Consider the following 17575-nt stretch of genomic DNA (forward strand, 5'->3'; position numbering starts at 1 on the left):
TTATATGAGAAAGATATTCATAAAACTTTTATGGACAGTTTTTGTTTTGATCTTCATTGGCGGAGGATTTATATTTTGGGCCATTTCGGAAGGAAAAATAGGGTATATGCCTCCACTTGAGGATTTACAGAATCCGATAAACCGTTTTGCCACACAAGTTTATTCGGCTGACGGAAAACTTATGGGAACATGGAATATCAATAAGGAAAACCGTATATGTGTTGACTATTCCGAATTGCCGAAGTCACTTGTTCAGGCTCTTATCGCTACAGAGGATGAGCGGTTTTATGAACATTCCGGAATTGATTTCATTGCTCTTGGACGTGCCGTGGTAAAACGTGGAATAATGGGACAGACCAGTGCCGGAGGCGGTTCCACAATAACCCAACAGCTTGCCAAGCAACTATATTCCGCAAAAGCCTCGAATGTGACGGAAAGATTAATGCAGAAGCCGATAGAGTGGGTGATAGCCGTCAAGTTGGAACGTAATTATACCAAAGACGAGATTATCGCGCTATATCTTAACTATTTTGACTTCCTGCATAATGCTGTAGGCATCAAGACGGCTTCAAATACATATTTTAGAAAAGACCCACGCAATCTTACGGTAACGGAATCCGCAATGCTTGTAGGGTTATGCAAGAATCCTTCTTATTTTAATCCTGTGAGGCATCCTGAACGTTGTCTCGAGCGCCGTAATGTAGTATTGTCACAAATGAACAAGGCTGGATATATTTCGAAATCCGAGTATGAGAAATATAGTGCGGAGCCTCTCGGCTTAAACTTTCATGTGTCAGATCATAAGGACGGCATTGCGACATACTTTCGTGAGTTCCTGCGCCGGTATATGACGATGAAACAGCCGATACGCAGTGATTACGCTTCGTGGAACTATCCCAAATATGTACAGGACTCCATAAATTGGGAGACAGATCCGTTATGCGGATGGTGTAATAAAAACAAGAATAAAGACGGTCAGCCTTATAATATATATACAGACGGATTAAAAGTATATACAACAATTGATTCGCGTATGCAAAATTATGCGGAACTGGCTGTTGATGAACATCTTGTTAAATTCCTCCAGCCTGAATTTAACCGTGAAAACCGTCATAAGAAGACAGCACCGTTTTCCGGCAATCTCACGTCCGCGCAAGTAAATAGAATTCTTACGCGTTCTGTATATCAGAGTGACCGATACCGGAGTATGAAAGAAGCAGGAATAAAAGAAAGCGATATAAGGAAAGCTTTTGACACACCGGTGGAGATGAGTATATTTACGTATCATGGAGAGATAGATACGACCATGACCCCTCTTGATTCCATAAGGTATTATAAATCATTCCTTCGTTGCGGATTCATGAGCATGAGTCCTGTAGACGGTTCTGTCAAAGCATATATAGGAGGGCCGGATTTTGTTCACTTCAACTATGATATGTGTACAGAAGGGCGTCGTCAGGTAGGTTCTACCATTAAGCCTTTTCTCTATTCCCTTGCTATGGAAAACGGAATGTCGCCATGTGACCTTGCTCCGAATGTGCAACAGACCTATGTGGTGGCAGGACGCAACTGGACTCCGCGTAACGCCAGCCATAGCCGGTATGGTCAGATGGTTCCGTTAAAATGGGGACTGGCACAGTCAAACAACTGGATTTCAGCATACATTATGTCAAAGCTCAGTCCGCAGGCATTTGTAGATTTGCTTCATAAATATGGTATAAATAATCCTGAAATACATCCTTCTATGGCTTTATGTCTCGGACCTTGTGACATTTCTGTGGCAGAAATGGTTAGTGCATATACAACATTTGCCAATCATGGTATCAGATGCGCCCCATTGTTTGTTACGCGCATAGAAGATAATGAAGGTAATATAATTGCAACGTTCCAACCCCGGATGAATGAGGTTATAAGTAATGACGGTGCATCTAAAATGCTATATATGCTGCGTGGTGTAATAAACGGAGGAACAGGCGGCAGAATACGTTTTAAATACAATATTCATTGTGACATGGGTGGAAAAACCGGCACAACCAACAACAATAGCGATGCCTGGTTCATGGGGTTGACACCTGAGCTTGTAAGCGGTGTATGGGTTGGCGGTGATGATCGTGACATTCATTTTGACACAATGCGGATGGGGCAGGGGGCAACCATGGCCTTGCCAATTTGGGCATATTATATGAAAAAGGTATTTTCAGATAAGTCTCTGCCATATTCTGACAAAGCAAAGTTTGAGCTCCCAGATGACTATAATCCTTGTTCGGCAGATGCCGACAGCACCAATGTTGACGATGAGTTTGATATAGAGGAAGTGTTTGAATGATTATATCTGTTTAAAAAGTATTTCATAAGTTTCATAATTAAAGAAAATAAAGGAATGCAGTTCAGATTTAAACAGTTTACCATAAATCAGAATCATTGTGCCATGAAGGTCGGTACAGATGGGGTGTTGCTTGGCGGATGGGCAACTCCGCTAAGCAGCGGTACAGACGATGATGCGATTCATATTTTAGATGTGGGCACAGGTACCGGACTTATTGCAATAATGATGTCACAACGTTTTTCTAATGCAGTTATCGATGCAATAGATATTGACGAGGAGACTGTTGAAGAGGCGAAATCCAATGCCGTGCTTTCTCCGTTTGGGGCACGGATAAATGTGTATTTGTGTCCGATACAAAAATATAATCCAGACAAGACTTATGATTTAATTGTATGTAATCCGCCTTTTTTCAAAAACAGCCTTCACTGTCCCGACAGAAAACGCACGAATGCACGTCATTCTGATAGCCTGCCGCTTATAGACCTTATGCGCCATGCGTTACGAATGATGTCTTCCAATGGAATAATATCAATAATTCTTCCTTATGAAATGCGTGCGGATGCCGATACAGCAGCAATATTTGCCGGATTGTTTCCAGCGGAGGTATGTCCGATAAAAACATCACCAAGGAAATCTCCAAAGCGCGTTCTTTTGTCATATACCAGACAACCGATTGATTTTGAGCAACAACCGGAAATAATAATAGGTGATGATACTTATGAAAAGCTTACATCAGAGTTTTATCTAAAATAATATTTTTCATCCAGTCATTTCATTATAAAAATATATAGGGAAAATTGGCAAAAGGGGGATTCCTTATAATTTCTATTTATCATAATCCCCGTTATATTTAAAAAGTGCATTTGTTGCCTAATATGCAAATATTTACTTTTTATAAGTATCTTGTATACATTAATTGTTTTTGATTGTAATAAAAATAAGATGCCACCAAAAAACTTTCGGAATTTTCCGGTGACATCTTAGATTGATATTGAAGCGTTATTCGGCTGTCAGTGTTATGACTGTTCCCGGATCTGTAGGAATATCATAAATATTACATTTCGGCAAAGACACGTGAATAAGTTTTGATGAATCTTTTATTAATGGTGCCGGAATATCATAAGCACGTGTAAGCGGATTAGGATTCTCTGCCGTTGAAGCTTTTGCTGGAATTTTCCCGTCAGAAAACCTCAATGACACCTCCGAACGCAGACGCAGGTTCCCACCGATAAAAGAACGGATTGTTACTGATTTTAATTTGCCGTCTGCCCACTGCATATCTGTGATTTCAAATCCTCCGCGTGTTTTCAAGCCTGATACTTTTCCCGATTTCCACACGTCCGGAAGTGCGGGAAGAAGATGTATGCAGCCGTCATGACTCTGCACAAGCATCTCTGCAATACCTGCACAACATCCGAAATTACCGTCAATCTGGAATGGCGGATGGGCATCAAACATGTTTGTGTATGTACCCCCGTCCTGGTCCTTTATAGTAGCGTTCGAATCTTTAAACTTCATCTGGTTACGTATCAGTTTATAGGCGTGGTTTCCATCATGCAAACGTGCCCAAAGGCAGACCTTCCACCCCATCGACCATCCACGTGATGCGTCGCCACGCCCAATGAGGGATTTACGGACGGCAGCCGTTGCCTCAGGATTGGTATACGGTGATACCTGATGACCGGGATAGGCACACCACAGGTGCGACACATGGCGATGACTTGAGAATTCCTTGTCCCAGTCTTCAAGCCACTCCTGCAACTGTCCGTATTTTCCTATCATCATAGGTGGAAGTTGATTGCGTAGATTATCAAGACTGTCTGCAAATTCCCTGTCAATTCCAAGAATATCTGCTGCACGGCGGGTTGAGAGCAGAAGGTCGTACACCATTTGATTGTCCATAGCCACACCAGCGAATATAGCTGTTTTCTGCTCTTTACCGAATACATTGTCGTAGTATTTTTCAAAGCCGGGATTGTTTTCCGGAGATGTGGACGGTGATACTACAAGATAGCCGGTTTTGGGTTCACGGACAAGAAAATCGAAGTAGAAACGGCATGCTTCGGCCATTACAGGATATGCCCTTTGGGCAAGGAAAGCAAGGTCACCGGTAAAGAGATAGTGGTCCCAAAGGTGTGAGCAGAACCAGGCATTACAAGTCGGCCAGACACTGCAGGATGCATAGTCAACGGCACCTGTGGCACGCCATAGGTCTGTGTTATGATGCAATGTCCATCCACGTGCCCCATACATTTCAGAAGCAGAGCGACGTCCTGTTATACTCACGTCCTCAACCATTTTGAGAAACGGTTCATGGCATTCGCTGAGATTACATATTTCTGCAGGCCAGTAGTTCATCTCTACATTTATATTGGTCGTATATTTAGAGTCCCATGCCGGATACTGGTCTGCGTCAGGATTCCATATACCCTGCAGATTGGCCGGCTGTGAGCCTTTTTGTGATGAACAGATGAGCAGATAGCGGCCGAACTGGAAATACATGGCAGCCAAGGACGGGTCTGACGTCTCGGAAAACTCACGTATACGCACATCGGTTGGCTTTGCTTCCTGAACGGGGTTCTGACCGAGGTCAATAGCAACGCGGTTAAACTGCTTATGAAAATAGTCTTTATGCCTGGTTTTCGCTTTGTCGTATGTCTTTACAGGATTTCCATTTGCGAGAAAGCGTTTGAGCATTCCGCGGGCACGGTTATCGCTGTCGCCTGTTATATTGTCGAAACGCACAAAATTTGTTGCCGATGATACAATTATCACAGCCTCTGTTGCCCCTTTTACGGATATACGTCCGTCGGACCCTCTGAGTGTGCCTCCTTGTGGAATCACTCTGACAAAGGTCGTGCAATGAAGGCCGTTAGGAATGTTTTCTGAATTTGATGCCGTTGGATGGCTGTAAATACGCAACTCGTCGTTACGTCCTTCGCTAAGTGATGTATGTGCGGTTACACGTTGCTTCTTTAACGGCCCTATAAATGACACTTCGAAATCAAGTTTCCCTTTTTTGTCTGCCTTAAGGCGTATCATGGTCACGCTGTCGGTAAACGAAGTGAAAATCTCCCGCTCATATCCTGTTCCTCCAGTTCTGTAGCGTGTTGTTGCCACAGCATCATTGAGCGACAATGAGCGGTAATAATCCGTTGCTTCCTTGTGTGGAAACGTCAATATAAGGTTGCCTACAGACTCATATATCATTCCATGACCGGTAATGCCGCGGTCGGCCGTTATGTTATGCATGGCAAGATACTGTGCACGCTGATAGTTCCCGCTGTCAAGTGCGGCACGTATTTCAGGAAGGGCCCGAAGTGCGTTGGGGTTGGTGTTATTATATGGTGAACCGCTCCAGAATGTGTCTTCATTAAGCTGGATTGTGTCGCTCTCTACCCCACCGTATACCATTGCTCCAAGCCGGCCGTTGCCTAAAGGCAATGCCTCAAGCCAGTGTTTTGCCGGAGTCGTATACCATAGAGTATGTTTTTTGATGGTGTCGGCCACAGCTGATCGGGCGACGGAAATTCCGGCAGAAAGTACTGCCGACAGGATTAAGGTCTTGTTCTTGAAATTCATTATAGATATTTGTTTTAGTGGATTACTCTTAATAATGCAAAATTACAAAATAACGCAATGGCTAAGGTATAAAATATGTCGGAATATGTAGAAATCACATATATAATTCTTGTTTTATATAAAACCGTAGTGATTGTCTGTTGTATATTGCGGGAATTGCATTCCCCGGATAATGCAGATAATGTGTGTCAGCCACATTTACACATAATATTATATGGTAGAAACATTCTGTTTCTTGTATTATTTGTAATAAAAAATCATACATTGTTCCCGTAATTATCTATGTGATTTTGCGGAATTTGTAACATGTTGATACTCAATGCTTTAAATATGGATAAAACTATGCCAAAAATGAACATGCCATTCATGCTTAATGAATGGCATGTTCATTGAAAGAGAATAGGCCATTCATTGGGCGTGAATGGCCTATTCATCAAAGAAGAATTTCACAAGCGTGTCAATATGTAAAAGTATTTTGATTTTTTACCGCTCAGCCATTTTTTTCATGTTCAAGCCAGTGATATTCCCGTCAGACGATACTGTTGCAGTAACTTTCAATGTTGTAAGGCTGCTGTTGTCCGGGCTTGTGCATTCGATATGCTGATCTGCAGAGAAATCCACATTGTATTCAAATGCAGACTCGTCAATCCTCACCTTATTAATCTTCCAATCGTTATTTGCACGCATTGTGATCTTTTTCAGATCCGGTTGTGAGGAATGTAGTTTACGCATATACGTGACGGCATCGTTTTTTGTGGCATTTTCCTTATGCAGGAAACTTTTCATCATCGGTGCAAGAGTAGATGCAAGTGTTTCCTCATCACCTGATGATATCGAATTGAAGAATGTGGTGAATAATGTGGCTATCATTTGCTTGTCGGCGGCACTTACTTCCTGCGATTCAAGTTCATCTGCCATCTGACGGGCCTCGGCAATGTGTTCCCCGTCAGGATGAGTGTCGATGTAAGCCTTTAAAGCCTCCATGGTGTTTTTACGTGTGGCTTCCGCCCAGTCTATAGAGTCGATTTTAAACTCCGCTTCCATTATGTGTACGCTTTCCGGATGTGCGTCAATATACTTCATGAAAGCAGTCTTTGAGTTGCTTACAACTGTATTTGTCCATTCCAAATCAGCTTTCTTTAACAAGTCAAGGCTCATCATTACCGAATCACGATGAGCTATTGGGGCGTCAGGATACATGTCGAGATACTGTTGTAGAAGCGTTGGCTCGTTACTCTCAACAGCGGCATGGTAAGCATCCGCTTCATTCTGTGACTCTATCTTTTTGCTGAAATACAGAAATACAAATACAGACATCAATATCACCATAAATACAACGACATACGGTAGGTATTTCTTCGCACTGTTTCTATGGCCATTCTCATTATTGTCTGCCTTATGAGACGGTATCTTTGAAATGATATCTGCCGGTTCTCCGGTATGTATCGCCGGTATTGAAGCCTTATGTAACGGATAATGACAGTTTGGACAAATTTCCTGATCTGTGAATACGAATTCTCCGCATTCGGGACACTTCATCACTTTGCCGGCTATCTGAATACCACAGCTCGGACAAGTTGCGGCCCGATTACTTACCTGATGACCGCACTCTGGACATTTTATTATTGCCATGTTGATATTTAATATTTATTCTATTTTTCCTCATGTATGAAACGTATCTCGCGCAAGCCGTGCCGCCCCATGAAACGGCTTTTGTCTATATACCCTTTCACTCCGGTTATACGTCCTTTGCCGGTATATTGCCACATGGTTATATCACGTCCGTCATTCAGTTCCGGTTCACGGTCTGTATATTGTGCTATCATGATGAGATAATCGTCAAGCATACCTGAGAGATGCCGGTTATAGAAATTTGTACCTGTGTAGATCAACGGTTTCTGTCCGTATGCCTGTTCTACCAAATCAAGGAATTTAAGAAGAGAGTCACAGAATTCCTCTGACTTTAAGCCGGCATGGGTCTCAACATCTATCATTGGTATAATGTCCTGTTGCACCGCAATACACTGTGTGGTAAAATTCTCAAGTTGTTTCTGTTGCGGTGTCTTTGGACGATAGAAATGATAACTTCCGACCTTTATTCCGTATTTTTTTGCAAGATTTATATTTTGTTCGTACATCCGGTCTATATGGTCTCCCCCTTCTGTCGCTTTCAGATAGACATAAGCCATTTTTGCGTTCTCTCCTATCGTTTCCCAAAATACCTCGCCCTGATAATGGCTTAGATCTATACCATGAACATGTGTACAGGTATCCTCGCACTGTTCTTTGATATCGATATCCTGAGCTTTGGAATATATTGAAATGACTGCGGCCGCAGCCAATAGTAACAGTTTTTTCATCAGTCAAAATAAATTTGGGTGCAAAGATACAAACTATATATAAAATAAAGTGTATCTTTGCAGGAAATTTATAGATTATGAAATATTTATTAACCCTGATAATCTGTGTTTTCGCTATTGTTGCATGCTCTGACGAAAATGAAACGGGGGATTCCATACCGTATCCTTCTGAATTCCACGATTCTGTGTCCCGTACGGTTATCGTTTACATGTCCGCAGAAAACGACCTGTCGCAAATTGCCCTTGATGACTTGCAGGAAATGGCGGAAGGTTCGACTAAAATATCTCCAAACACAAATTTGGTCGCCTTCGTAGACTTGGCGGATAAAAACAAATTTCCATACATTGTGAAAATAAGCAATGGCGAAATTGTAAGGGATGTTTTCTATAACAACGATTCCGACTTTCTGTCATGTGATCCGGAAAAAATGTATGAAATCCTTTTGTGGACAATGAAACGTTATCCGGCTTCGAGCTACGGGCTGGTGCTTTGGGGACATGCTACAGGATGGGTCATAAGCAATGACACTATAGCAGATACATATAAATCTGTGTCCGGCATGAATAAGGCATACGGTATAGACACAGGAAACAATACCACTGATTTTAGCAATGCAAGATGGATGAACATAACTCAAATGGCAAAAGTTCTTGAACGCCTGCCTGAAAGATTTGATTTCCTTTTTGCCGATTGCTGTTGTTTTCAATGTGTTGAAAGTGCCTATGAATTGAGAAATACCGCAAAATATATTGTCGGTTCACCTGCCGAGATACCGGGCGAAGGAGCTCCCTACTCCACTGTCGTGCCGGAAATGTTTAAAAGTGAGAATATCGAGGAATGTTGTTTCGGTATTGTTGACAGGTATAACGAGCATACAACAGACTATGGCCGGCACACCCCGCTTTCCGTAATAAAGACGGAGGAGTTGGAAAATCTTGCCATGGCAACAAGATATTTACTGCATGAGATAAACACTGAAATCGGAACCGGGACATTCACGACAAACAATGTCATCTATTATTTTAGCAGTAAGAGAGAGAGGTTTATGTATGACATGAACGATATTGTCAGAGCAAATACTTCAGAAAGCACTTACAGACAATGGAAAGATGTCCTTGGCCGCACTGTAATACATAGAAAATCCAGCAACAGATGGGACACGAACGGCTATGTAAACTTCAGAGACTTTACTGTCACAGAGGAAAAATACGGTGGAATAAGCATGTTCATTCCCATGAAGGAATACGATGAAGCCGGACTCGACCTAAATATAAAGATAAAGCAAATGCAATGGTGGGATAAAGTTTTCAAATAATTATCAACCGGTCAGGACTGAAATTGACATGTATTATCTATAAAGCGGAAGTTGCTAAAAATAAACAACTTTGTTTTGTTTTTCACATAAATTCAATTAACTTTGCAGACTAAACATAAACATTAAAAACACTATGGCAGACAATACCAGCAGAGATAACGAAGAAAAGAAAAGTATAAGCTTCGTTGAACAAATAATTGAAGGAGATTTGGCTGAAGGTAAAAACGGCGGTAAGATACAGACAAGATTTCCGCCGGAACCGAACGGATATATACATATAGGCCACGCCAAGGCAATATGTATGGATTTCGGTGCGGCGGAAAAATATGGAGGGGTATGTAATCTAAGATTTGACGACACGAATCCTTCAAAGGAAAACACTGAATATGTGGATTCAATATTGAATGATATACAATGGCTGGGATTCAAATGGGCAAATGTATATTATGCCTCCGATTATTTCCAAAAGTTATGGGATTTTGCCGTATGGATGATACAGAAAGGTCTGGCTTATGTAGACGAACAGACTTCCGAACAGATAGCAGCCCAAAAGGGCACTCCCACATGTCCCGGTACGGAAAGTCCGTACAGGAACCGTCCTGTGGAAGAAAGCCTCAGACTATTCAATGAGATGAATACGGCAGAATCTGTGGAAGGCTCGATGGTTTTGCGTGCGAAACTGGATATGGCTAATCCCAACATGCATTTTCGGGATCCGGTGATATACCGTATTATCCATACTCCGCATCACCGTACCGGAACGAAGTGGCACGCATACCCCATGTATGATTTCGCTCACGGACAAAGCGACTACTTTGAAGGTGTGACCCACTCTATCTGTACATTGGAATTTGTTCCCCACCGTCCGCTATACGACAAATTTATAGATTTGCTGAAAGAGTATGAAGGCGAGGCCGGCAACATCACAGACAACCGTCCCCGACAGATTGAGTTCAACCGTCTGAACCTTACGTATACCGTAATGAGCAAACGCAAGCTCCACACACTTGTAGACGAGCATCTTGTGGAAGGCTGGGATGATCCGCGTATGCCTACCGTATGCGGAATGCGACGCAGAGGATATTCATCACAGAGTATACGTAATTTTATAGACTCAATCGGATATACGAAGTTTGATGCCCTTAATGACTATGCCCTTCTTGAAGCTGCTGTTAGAGACGACCTGAACAAGAAAGCATGCCGTGTGTCGGCTGTGCTTAATCCGGTGAAACTTGTAATAACGAACTATCCGGAAGGGCAGACTGAAAAGCTTGAAGCGGTAAACAATCCGGAGAACGAGGCTGACGGAACGCATACGATAACATTCAGTCGTGAACTGTGGATAGAGCGTGACGATTTCATGGAAGATGCTCCAAAGAAATTCTTCCGGTTGACACCGGGCAAGGAAGTACGTCTGAAGAACTCGTATATAATAATGTGTACAGGATGTAAAAAAGATTCGGAAGGAAACATCGAGGAGATTTATGCAGAGTATGACCCGACAAGCCGCAGTGGAATGGAAGGGGCAAACAGAAAGGTAAAGGGCACATTACACTGGCTTAGCATTGCACATTGCGAAAAAGCGGAGGTCAGACTGTACGACCGTTTGTTCAATGTGGAAAATACCGCTGCGGATGAACGTGATTTCCATGAGTTGCTTAATCCCGAATCTCTTAAGGTTCTGAACAACTGCTATGTGGAGAGCTATCTGAAAGAAAGAAATGTTGGAGATTTCCTGCAGTTCCAGCGTATCGGATATTTTACAATCGACAAAGACTCTACGCCTATGCATCTTGTGTTCAACCGTACGGTAGGTTTAAAGGATACTTGGGCAAAGATAAACAAATAAAATGTAGTAAATGCTTATAAGCGACGATTATTTCAACAGCAATAAATTCAGGAATTTACTGCAACAGTATGAAGCATCACTTGAAAGCGGCTCACCCGCTTTCATGGATGCTGACGACCTGACAGATATTGCTGACTATTACCAGATGACCGGAGACAACGGGCGTGCTGAAGCCACTGTAGATTTCGCGCTTAGAATATATCCCGGCAGTCTTTTCCCTTTGGTGTTCAAAACACGGAAGGCGTTGGATAATAAGAATATCTCGCTTGCAGAAGAATACTATGAACAAATAAAGGACAAAAACGCATTCGAAGCCAATGTCCTTCATGCGGAGATTATACTGTGTGGCGGTGACATGGTTGCGGCTGAGCAGGAATTGCTTCATATCTATGAAAATCTTGAAGACATGGATATGGATGCTGAGACAGATGACTTCTGTTTCTGTGCTGCGGAGATGTTTTTTGACAGAAATGAAGGAAAGCATGCAAGTGAGTGGTTGGCAAGGATAGATGATCAGGAGGCCACTGATGTAAGGGAACTGCGGGGAAAGATATCTTTCCTGCTTGAGAGATATAAAGAGGCATCAGATATTTTTCAACGGCTTTTGGACGAGGACCCTTATTCTGAATATTACTGGAACATGAAATCAACGGCAGACTATATGAATCAGGATTATGAGTCGGCACTTGAAAGTATTGATTATGCACTTGCCATTAATCCTGATACTCCCGAGGCGTTAATCACCAAGGCGAATACTTTATTCACCACCAAGAATTTTGAAGAGGCAATAAAGTATTATAGAAAATATCTTCAGTTTGCGCCGGACGATGACTTTGCCGTTATAAACATAGCAATATCTTTTTGTTCGCTGAGAAAAACAGAAGCCGCAAAACATTTTTTCTGTTGGCTGATAAAACATGCGGACGGATGTAACCCGAAAAATGTCTTGCGGGCTTATCAAGAAATGGCATTGATCTTAAATGACGAGAATAATGTGGATGAGGCAATCAGGTTTTTAGATGAAAGCAAAAAATATGGCGATGATGATACCGAGACAGAGATAATGAAAGGACACATATATCTTTCAAACGGTATGGTCAATGAGTCGCACAGTCAATTTATTAAAGCATTCTCTATGTCTGAAGACTACCATAACACATTAATTAAAATAATGATGTCTATGCTTGATTGCGGATGCTACGATTCTGTATATGATATTTTCACAAAATATCGGAATGGGCACAAAGAAGGTGCCTTGAAAGGCGGATTCGGATATATGGCAATGTGCTGTATGGAATTGAAACGCTATGATGAGGCAAAGGAGTATCTAAAACTTGCAGAACGTATTTGTCCGGAGGAACTGAGAATTGCTTTTTATAATATGCTTCCTCATGACATTCAGGAAAAAGATATTTTTAAATATATAACGAATAAAATAGAAAATAAAGAACTGTGAATTTTATAACACAATTATTGGAACATCTCAATTATGGAACAATCCTGTTCCTAATGTTGCTTGAAAGTACTGTCATTCCGGTACCGTCTGAATTTGTCGTGACTCCGGCTGCTTATCATGCTGCTGCCGGACATCTGAATATATGGCTTGTGATATTGTTTGCCACCATAGGGGCAGACATAGGAGCCACTATCAACTATGTGGTGGCATATTTCTTCGGCAGGCCGCTTATTTATAAATTTGCCAACAGCCGCTGGGGTAAGATGTGTCTTCTGAATCAAAAGAAAGTAGAAAAGAGCGAGGTCTTTTTTAATAAGCATGGAGTCACTGCCACACTTACCGGCAGACTTGTGCCTGTGATACGTCATCTGATTTCCATACCGGCGGGACTGGCAAAGATGAATTATTGGAAATTTCTCATTTACACGACTATTGGAGCCGGATGCTGGCACAGTGTACTTGCAGGTTTGGGATGGTATCTGCATACCATAGTACCACAGGAACAGCTCAATGAGAAAATTACAGAGTATGCGGATTATCTCAAAATATTCATTTTGGGTATTTTGCTTATAGGTGTAGGCTGCTTCATCGTAAAATCATTAATGAAAAGAAAAAAAGACGCATAGCACGAATATGCCAAGCATGTTCGCCGGATTATAAGAAGAATGTGTATATTATAAATTAGTATAGTAATAAAATTAGGTTTTGATTATGGTAAACAATAACAATCATGTGGTAATTATGGCCGGAGGTGTCGGCAGCCGTTTTTGGCCGATGAGCACTTCAGATAAACCAAAGCAGTTTATAGACGTCATGGGTGTCGGGAAATCTTTGCTTCAGCTTACTGCAGAAAGGTTTTGCAGTATATGTCCTTCACAGAATCTATGGATTGTGACCAACCGCCAATACAAGGACATAGTAAAGGAACAGTTGCCGGATATTGAAGAAAGCCACATCTTATGTGAGCCATGTCGAAGAAATACGGCTCCTTGCATTGCTTACGTAAGTTGGCGTATAAAGAAAGAAGACCCCAAGGCAAATATTGTGGTTACTCCAAGTGACCATATAGTGATGAATGTGGATGAATTCAAGAAAGTTGTTTCGGATTGTCTTAAGTTCACAAAAGAATCTGATGCCATTGTTACCTTAGGTATGAGACCTAACCGTCCTGAGACGGGCTATGGCTACATTCAGGCAAATCTTGCACACAACTCATTGCGTAATAAGGATATATTCCGTGTCGACTCATTCCGGGAAAAACCGGATCTGGCTACAGCTGAGCAGTATATAAAGAAAAGCAATTATTTTTGGAATGCAGGAATATTTATCTGGAACATACATACTATTGTTAATGCATTCAGAGTATACCAGCCCACAATGGCAAAGTTGTTTGAACAGCTCATGCCTGTATATGGCACAGAACACGAACAGGAGGAAATAGACCGTATATTCCCCAACTGTGAAAATATATCTGTCGACTATGCCATTATGGAAAAGGCAGAGGAGATTTTTGTGCGTCCATCGGATTTCGGATGGAGTGATCTCGGCACATGGGGCTCGCTTTTGGCCCAGACAAAAAAGGATCTTTATGGAAACAGTTGCATAGGCAATGATATAAATCTTTTTGAAACCAACAATTGTATTGTACATACAGCACAGGAAAAGAAGGTTGTCATACAGGGACTTGACGGATATATCGTGGCGGAAAATGACAATACTTTGCTGATCTGTAAATTATCGGAAGAGCAGAGAATAAAACAATTCTCAGGACAGAATTGAATCACGGCCTGTGTAATCCGTAAAACAATTACAGACAGGATATATTCTTGACCGTTACTCGGAAATGTGAAATTAAGAAAAGATAATTATTTTAAACAATTAAAGAAAAGAAGAAAATGGAAAAGAGAAAAGTTGCCCTTATCACAGGTGTTACAGGACAAGACGGTTCGTATTTGGCCGAATTATTGCTTGAAAAAGGTTATGATGTACATGGAACCATACGCCGTTCATCTGTAGATTTCCGCGAGCGCATCGCTCATCTTGAAGGTAAGCCAAACTTCCATCTTCATTATGCCGACCTTGGCGACTCTATGAGTATCATTGGAGTAATTGCAAAAGTAAAGCCTACAGAGATTTACAATCTGGCGGCTCAAAGTCATGTTCAAGTAAGTTTTGACTCTCCTGAATTTACTGCTGATGTGGATGCAACGGGCGTATTGCGTGTATTGGAGGCGGTAAGACTGCTTGGCCTTACAGAAACATGCCGAATATATCAGGCTTCCACTTCAGAACTTTATGGCAAGGTGGAAGAAGTTCCGCAGAATGAAAACACACCGTTCCATCCATACAGCCCTTATGCCGTAGCAAAGCAATATGGTTTTTGGATTGTAAAGGAGTATCGCGAGGCATATAACATGTTCTGCTGTTCGGGTATTCTCTTCAATCATGAGAGCGAACGCCGTGGTGAGACTTTTGTTACCCGAAAGATTACTTTGGCTGCGGCACGCATCAAGCAAGGCAAGCAGGATAAACTGTATCTTGGCAATCTTGGTTCACTGCGTGACTGGGGATATGCAAAAGACTATGTAGAATGTATGTGGCTTATCCTCCAGAACGAAAAGCCGGAAGACTTTGTTATTGCGACTGGAATACAGCATTCAGTACGTGAATTCTGTTATCACGCCTTCAAACGTGTTGGAATAGAACTTGAGTTCCATGGTGAGGGTATTGACGAGAAGGGTATAGACAAAGCTACAGGCAATGTGCTTGTTGAGGTTTCTCCTGATTTCTTCCGTCCTACGGATGTTGTAAATCTTTGGGGTGATCCGACGAAGGCAAAGGCAAAGTTAGGATGGAATCCCAACAAGACAAGTTTTGAGGAACTTGTAAATATAATGGTTGACAATGATATGGCAAAGGTTGCAGCAGAGGATGCCTCTCAGAAGGTACGCACAAATCTTGCCGAGTACCTTGAAAAAGGTATTGTAAAATAATTATTTTCATAGCAGTATAGTATAAGTTATGATATTGCCGGGCATGAATAGAAATGGCTGTCCGGCAATATCTACATATAAAATATACATAAAATGGCATTAGATATAAATTCTAAGATATATATTGCCGGACATAATGGCCTTGTAGGCTCGGCAATATGGAATAATCTTAAAACACGAGGATACAACAATCTTATCGGACGCTCACACAAAGAACTCGACCTTACAGACCAAGTGGCCGTGAAGAAGTTTTTTGATGAGGAACGTCCGGATGCCGTTGTTCTTGCTGCGGCATTTGTCGGAGGTATAATGGCAAACTCGCTATACAGGGCTGATTTCATTATGCAGAATATGATGATGCAGTGTAACGTTATCGGCAATGCTTATTCACACGGAGTGAAAAAACTGCTGTTTCTCGGTTCCACCTGCATTTATCCGAAGAATGCATCGCAGCCGATGAAGGAGGACGCTTTGCTGACATCACCATTGGAATATACCAATGAAGAATATGCAATAGCTAAGATTGCCGGATTGAAAATGTGCGAGAGCTATAATCTTCAATACGGAACAAACTATATCGCCGTGATGCCGACAAATCTTTATGGGCCTAACGATAATTTTCATTTGGAAAACAGCCACGTAATGCCGGCAATGATGCGAAAGGTATATCTTGCAAAACTAATACATGACGATAATTGGAATGCCATACGGACAGACATGAACAAACGTCCGGTGGAGGGCGTCACGGGAAATAATTCTGATGATGAGATTCTCAATGTTCTTGAAAAGTATGGCATAAGCAACAATAAAGTCTTACTTTGGGGAACCGGTACCCCACTCCGCGAGTTCCTGTGGAGCGAGGATATGGCAGATGCAAGTGTACATGTATTGCTGAATGTTGATTTCAAGGATATTATAGGAATAGAAAAGTATTCTTCTGTCTTCTATGGAAAGGGGACGACAGGTGCCGTTGACCGCAATAACAGTGAAGGAAGAGGTGGCGCGATACCGCAGCTCGGAGAAATACGAAACTGTCATATAAATGTCGGAACAGGCAAAGAACTTACCATTCGTGAATTGTCCGAACTGGTTGTAAAGGCAGTAGGATTTGAGGGTATAATAGAATTTGACGCCTCAAAGCCAGACGGAACTCCACGTAAGCTTATAGATGTCGAGAAACTGCATTCGCTTGGATGGGTTCACAAAGTTGAAATTGAAGACGGAGTGCAAAAACTTTTCAATTGGTATAAGGAAAGTCTTGAAAAGTAATTGTCATACATAAAGGTATTTCGGGAACGCATTGGTCATCTGATAAACAAGTAATATTGAATATAATATGGAGACCATATTAATTTAACCAGAAACCGTCAATAGAGCCATGAAACACCATTTGTTTTAAGGTAGGAAAAAATAAAGCAACGCATTTTCAAAGATGCGTTGCTTTATTATATAATGATACTTTAATATATCAATATTGATTACTTCGTATACAGAGATACGATAGTCTCATACTTCTCCTGCTTGCCGCTGGTGAGCTTCGGCTCCTCAACCTTCTTGCCGTACTCGTAAATCTGCTCCAGGCTAAGACGGCCATCCTCAAAGTCCTTGCCGATACCGCTGTCAAAGCTTGAATAACGCTCCTTAAGCATTGCGGGAAGCTCGCTCTCCTCGAGTATCGCCGCTGCGTTGAGAA

General features: G+C 41.8%; 12 protein-coding genes and 1 pseudogene. 9 read left to right on the top strand and 4 right to left on the bottom strand.

All coding sequences use genetic code 11. The features are described from left to right. The first annotated feature begins 4 nt into the window (after nt 1-4). Together HPS56_RS10495 and HPS56_RS10500 are read left to right on the top strand one after the other, a co-directional pair. On the top strand, nt 5-2326 hold the full coding sequence (locus HPS56_RS10495; RefSeq protein ID WP_172276268.1) for a transglycosylase domain-containing protein: 2322 nt from the start codon (nt 5-7) through the stop codon (nt 2324-2326). A gap of 54 nt (nt 2327-2380) precedes the next feature. After that, a complete protein-coding gene (locus HPS56_RS10500; protein WP_172276269.1) occupies nt 2381-3079 on the top strand; it encodes a tRNA1(Val) (adenine(37)-N6)-methyltransferase in 699 nt (232 codons plus the stop codon). A gap of 246 nt (nt 3080-3325) precedes the next feature. On the opposite strand, the gene HPS56_RS10505 is transcribed toward HPS56_RS10500, so the two are convergent. The 3 genes from HPS56_RS10505 to HPS56_RS10515 all read right to left on the bottom strand — a co-directional run bounded on the left by HPS56_RS10505 (nt 3326) and on the right by HPS56_RS10515 (nt 8268). After that, nucleotides 3326-5908, bottom strand: a complete 2583-nt coding sequence (locus tag HPS56_RS10505) for a glycoside hydrolase family 95 protein (protein ID WP_172276270.1) — start codon at nt 5906-5908, stop codon at nt 3326-3328. A 483-nt stretch (nt 5909-6391) separates the two neighbouring features. Continuing rightward, nucleotides 6392-7540, bottom strand: a complete 1149-nt coding sequence (locus HPS56_RS10510; protein ID WP_172276271.1) for a zinc ribbon domain-containing protein — start codon at nt 7538-7540, stop codon at nt 6392-6394. Between the two features lie 20 nt (nt 7541-7560). Further along, nucleotides 7561-8268 carry a glycoside hydrolase family 25 protein gene (locus HPS56_RS10515; protein WP_172276272.1) on the bottom strand — a complete coding sequence of 236 codons (708 nt, stop codon included), beginning with the start codon at nt 8266-8268 and terminating at the stop codon, nt 7561-7563. A gap of 77 nt (nt 8269-8345) precedes the next feature. Here HPS56_RS10515 and HPS56_RS10520 point away from each other — a divergent pair, with 77 nt between their 5' ends. The 7 genes from HPS56_RS10520 (at nt 8346) to HPS56_RS10550 (ending at nt 17151) form a co-directional block, all read left to right on the top strand. After that, a complete protein-coding gene (locus HPS56_RS10520) occupies nt 8346-9584 on the top strand; it encodes a clostripain-related cysteine peptidase (RefSeq protein WP_172276273.1) in 1239 nt (412 codons plus the stop codon). 133 nt (nt 9585-9717) lie between these two features. Further along, nucleotides 9718-11433, top strand: coding sequence for a glutamine--tRNA ligase/YqeY domain fusion protein (locus tag HPS56_RS10525; protein WP_172276274.1), 1716 nt, complete (start codon nt 9718-9720; stop codon nt 11431-11433). Between the two features lie 10 nt (nt 11434-11443). Next, nucleotides 11444-12889, top strand: a complete 1446-nt coding sequence (locus HPS56_RS10530; RefSeq protein ID WP_172276275.1) for a tetratricopeptide repeat protein — start codon at nt 11444-11446, stop codon at nt 12887-12889. After that, on the top strand, nt 12886-13515 hold the full coding sequence (locus tag HPS56_RS10535) for a DedA family protein (RefSeq protein ID WP_172276276.1): 630 nt from the start codon (nt 12886-12888) through the stop codon (nt 13513-13515). Before HPS56_RS10530 ends, HPS56_RS10535 begins: the two co-directional genes overlap by 4 nt. 85 nt (nt 13516-13600) lie before the next feature. Continuing rightward, entirely contained in the window at nt 13601-14668 is a 1068-nt protein-coding gene (locus HPS56_RS10540; RefSeq protein WP_172276277.1) for a mannose-1-phosphate guanylyltransferase, read from the top strand. A 116-nt stretch (nt 14669-14784) separates the two neighbouring features. Further along, on the top strand, nt 14785-15882 hold the full coding sequence (gene gmd, locus HPS56_RS10545) for a GDP-mannose 4,6-dehydratase (RefSeq protein WP_172276278.1): 1098 nt from the start codon (nt 14785-14787) through the stop codon (nt 15880-15882). A gap of 93 nt (nt 15883-15975) precedes the next feature. Continuing rightward, on the top strand, nt 15976-17151 hold the full coding sequence (locus HPS56_RS10550; protein WP_172276279.1) for a GDP-L-fucose synthase family protein: 1176 nt from the start codon (nt 15976-15978) through the stop codon (nt 17149-17151). Between the two features lie 209 nt (nt 17152-17360). Here HPS56_RS10550 and HPS56_RS10555 read toward each other — a convergent pair. Continuing rightward, a pseudogene (locus tag HPS56_RS10555) lies at nt 17361-17575 on the bottom strand (xylose isomerase); the annotation flags it as partial.

The sequence above is a fragment of the Xylanibacter muris genome (assembly GCF_013166605.1).
Classification (GTDB): domain Bacteria; phylum Bacteroidota; class Bacteroidia; order Bacteroidales; family Bacteroidaceae; genus Prevotella; species Prevotella muris.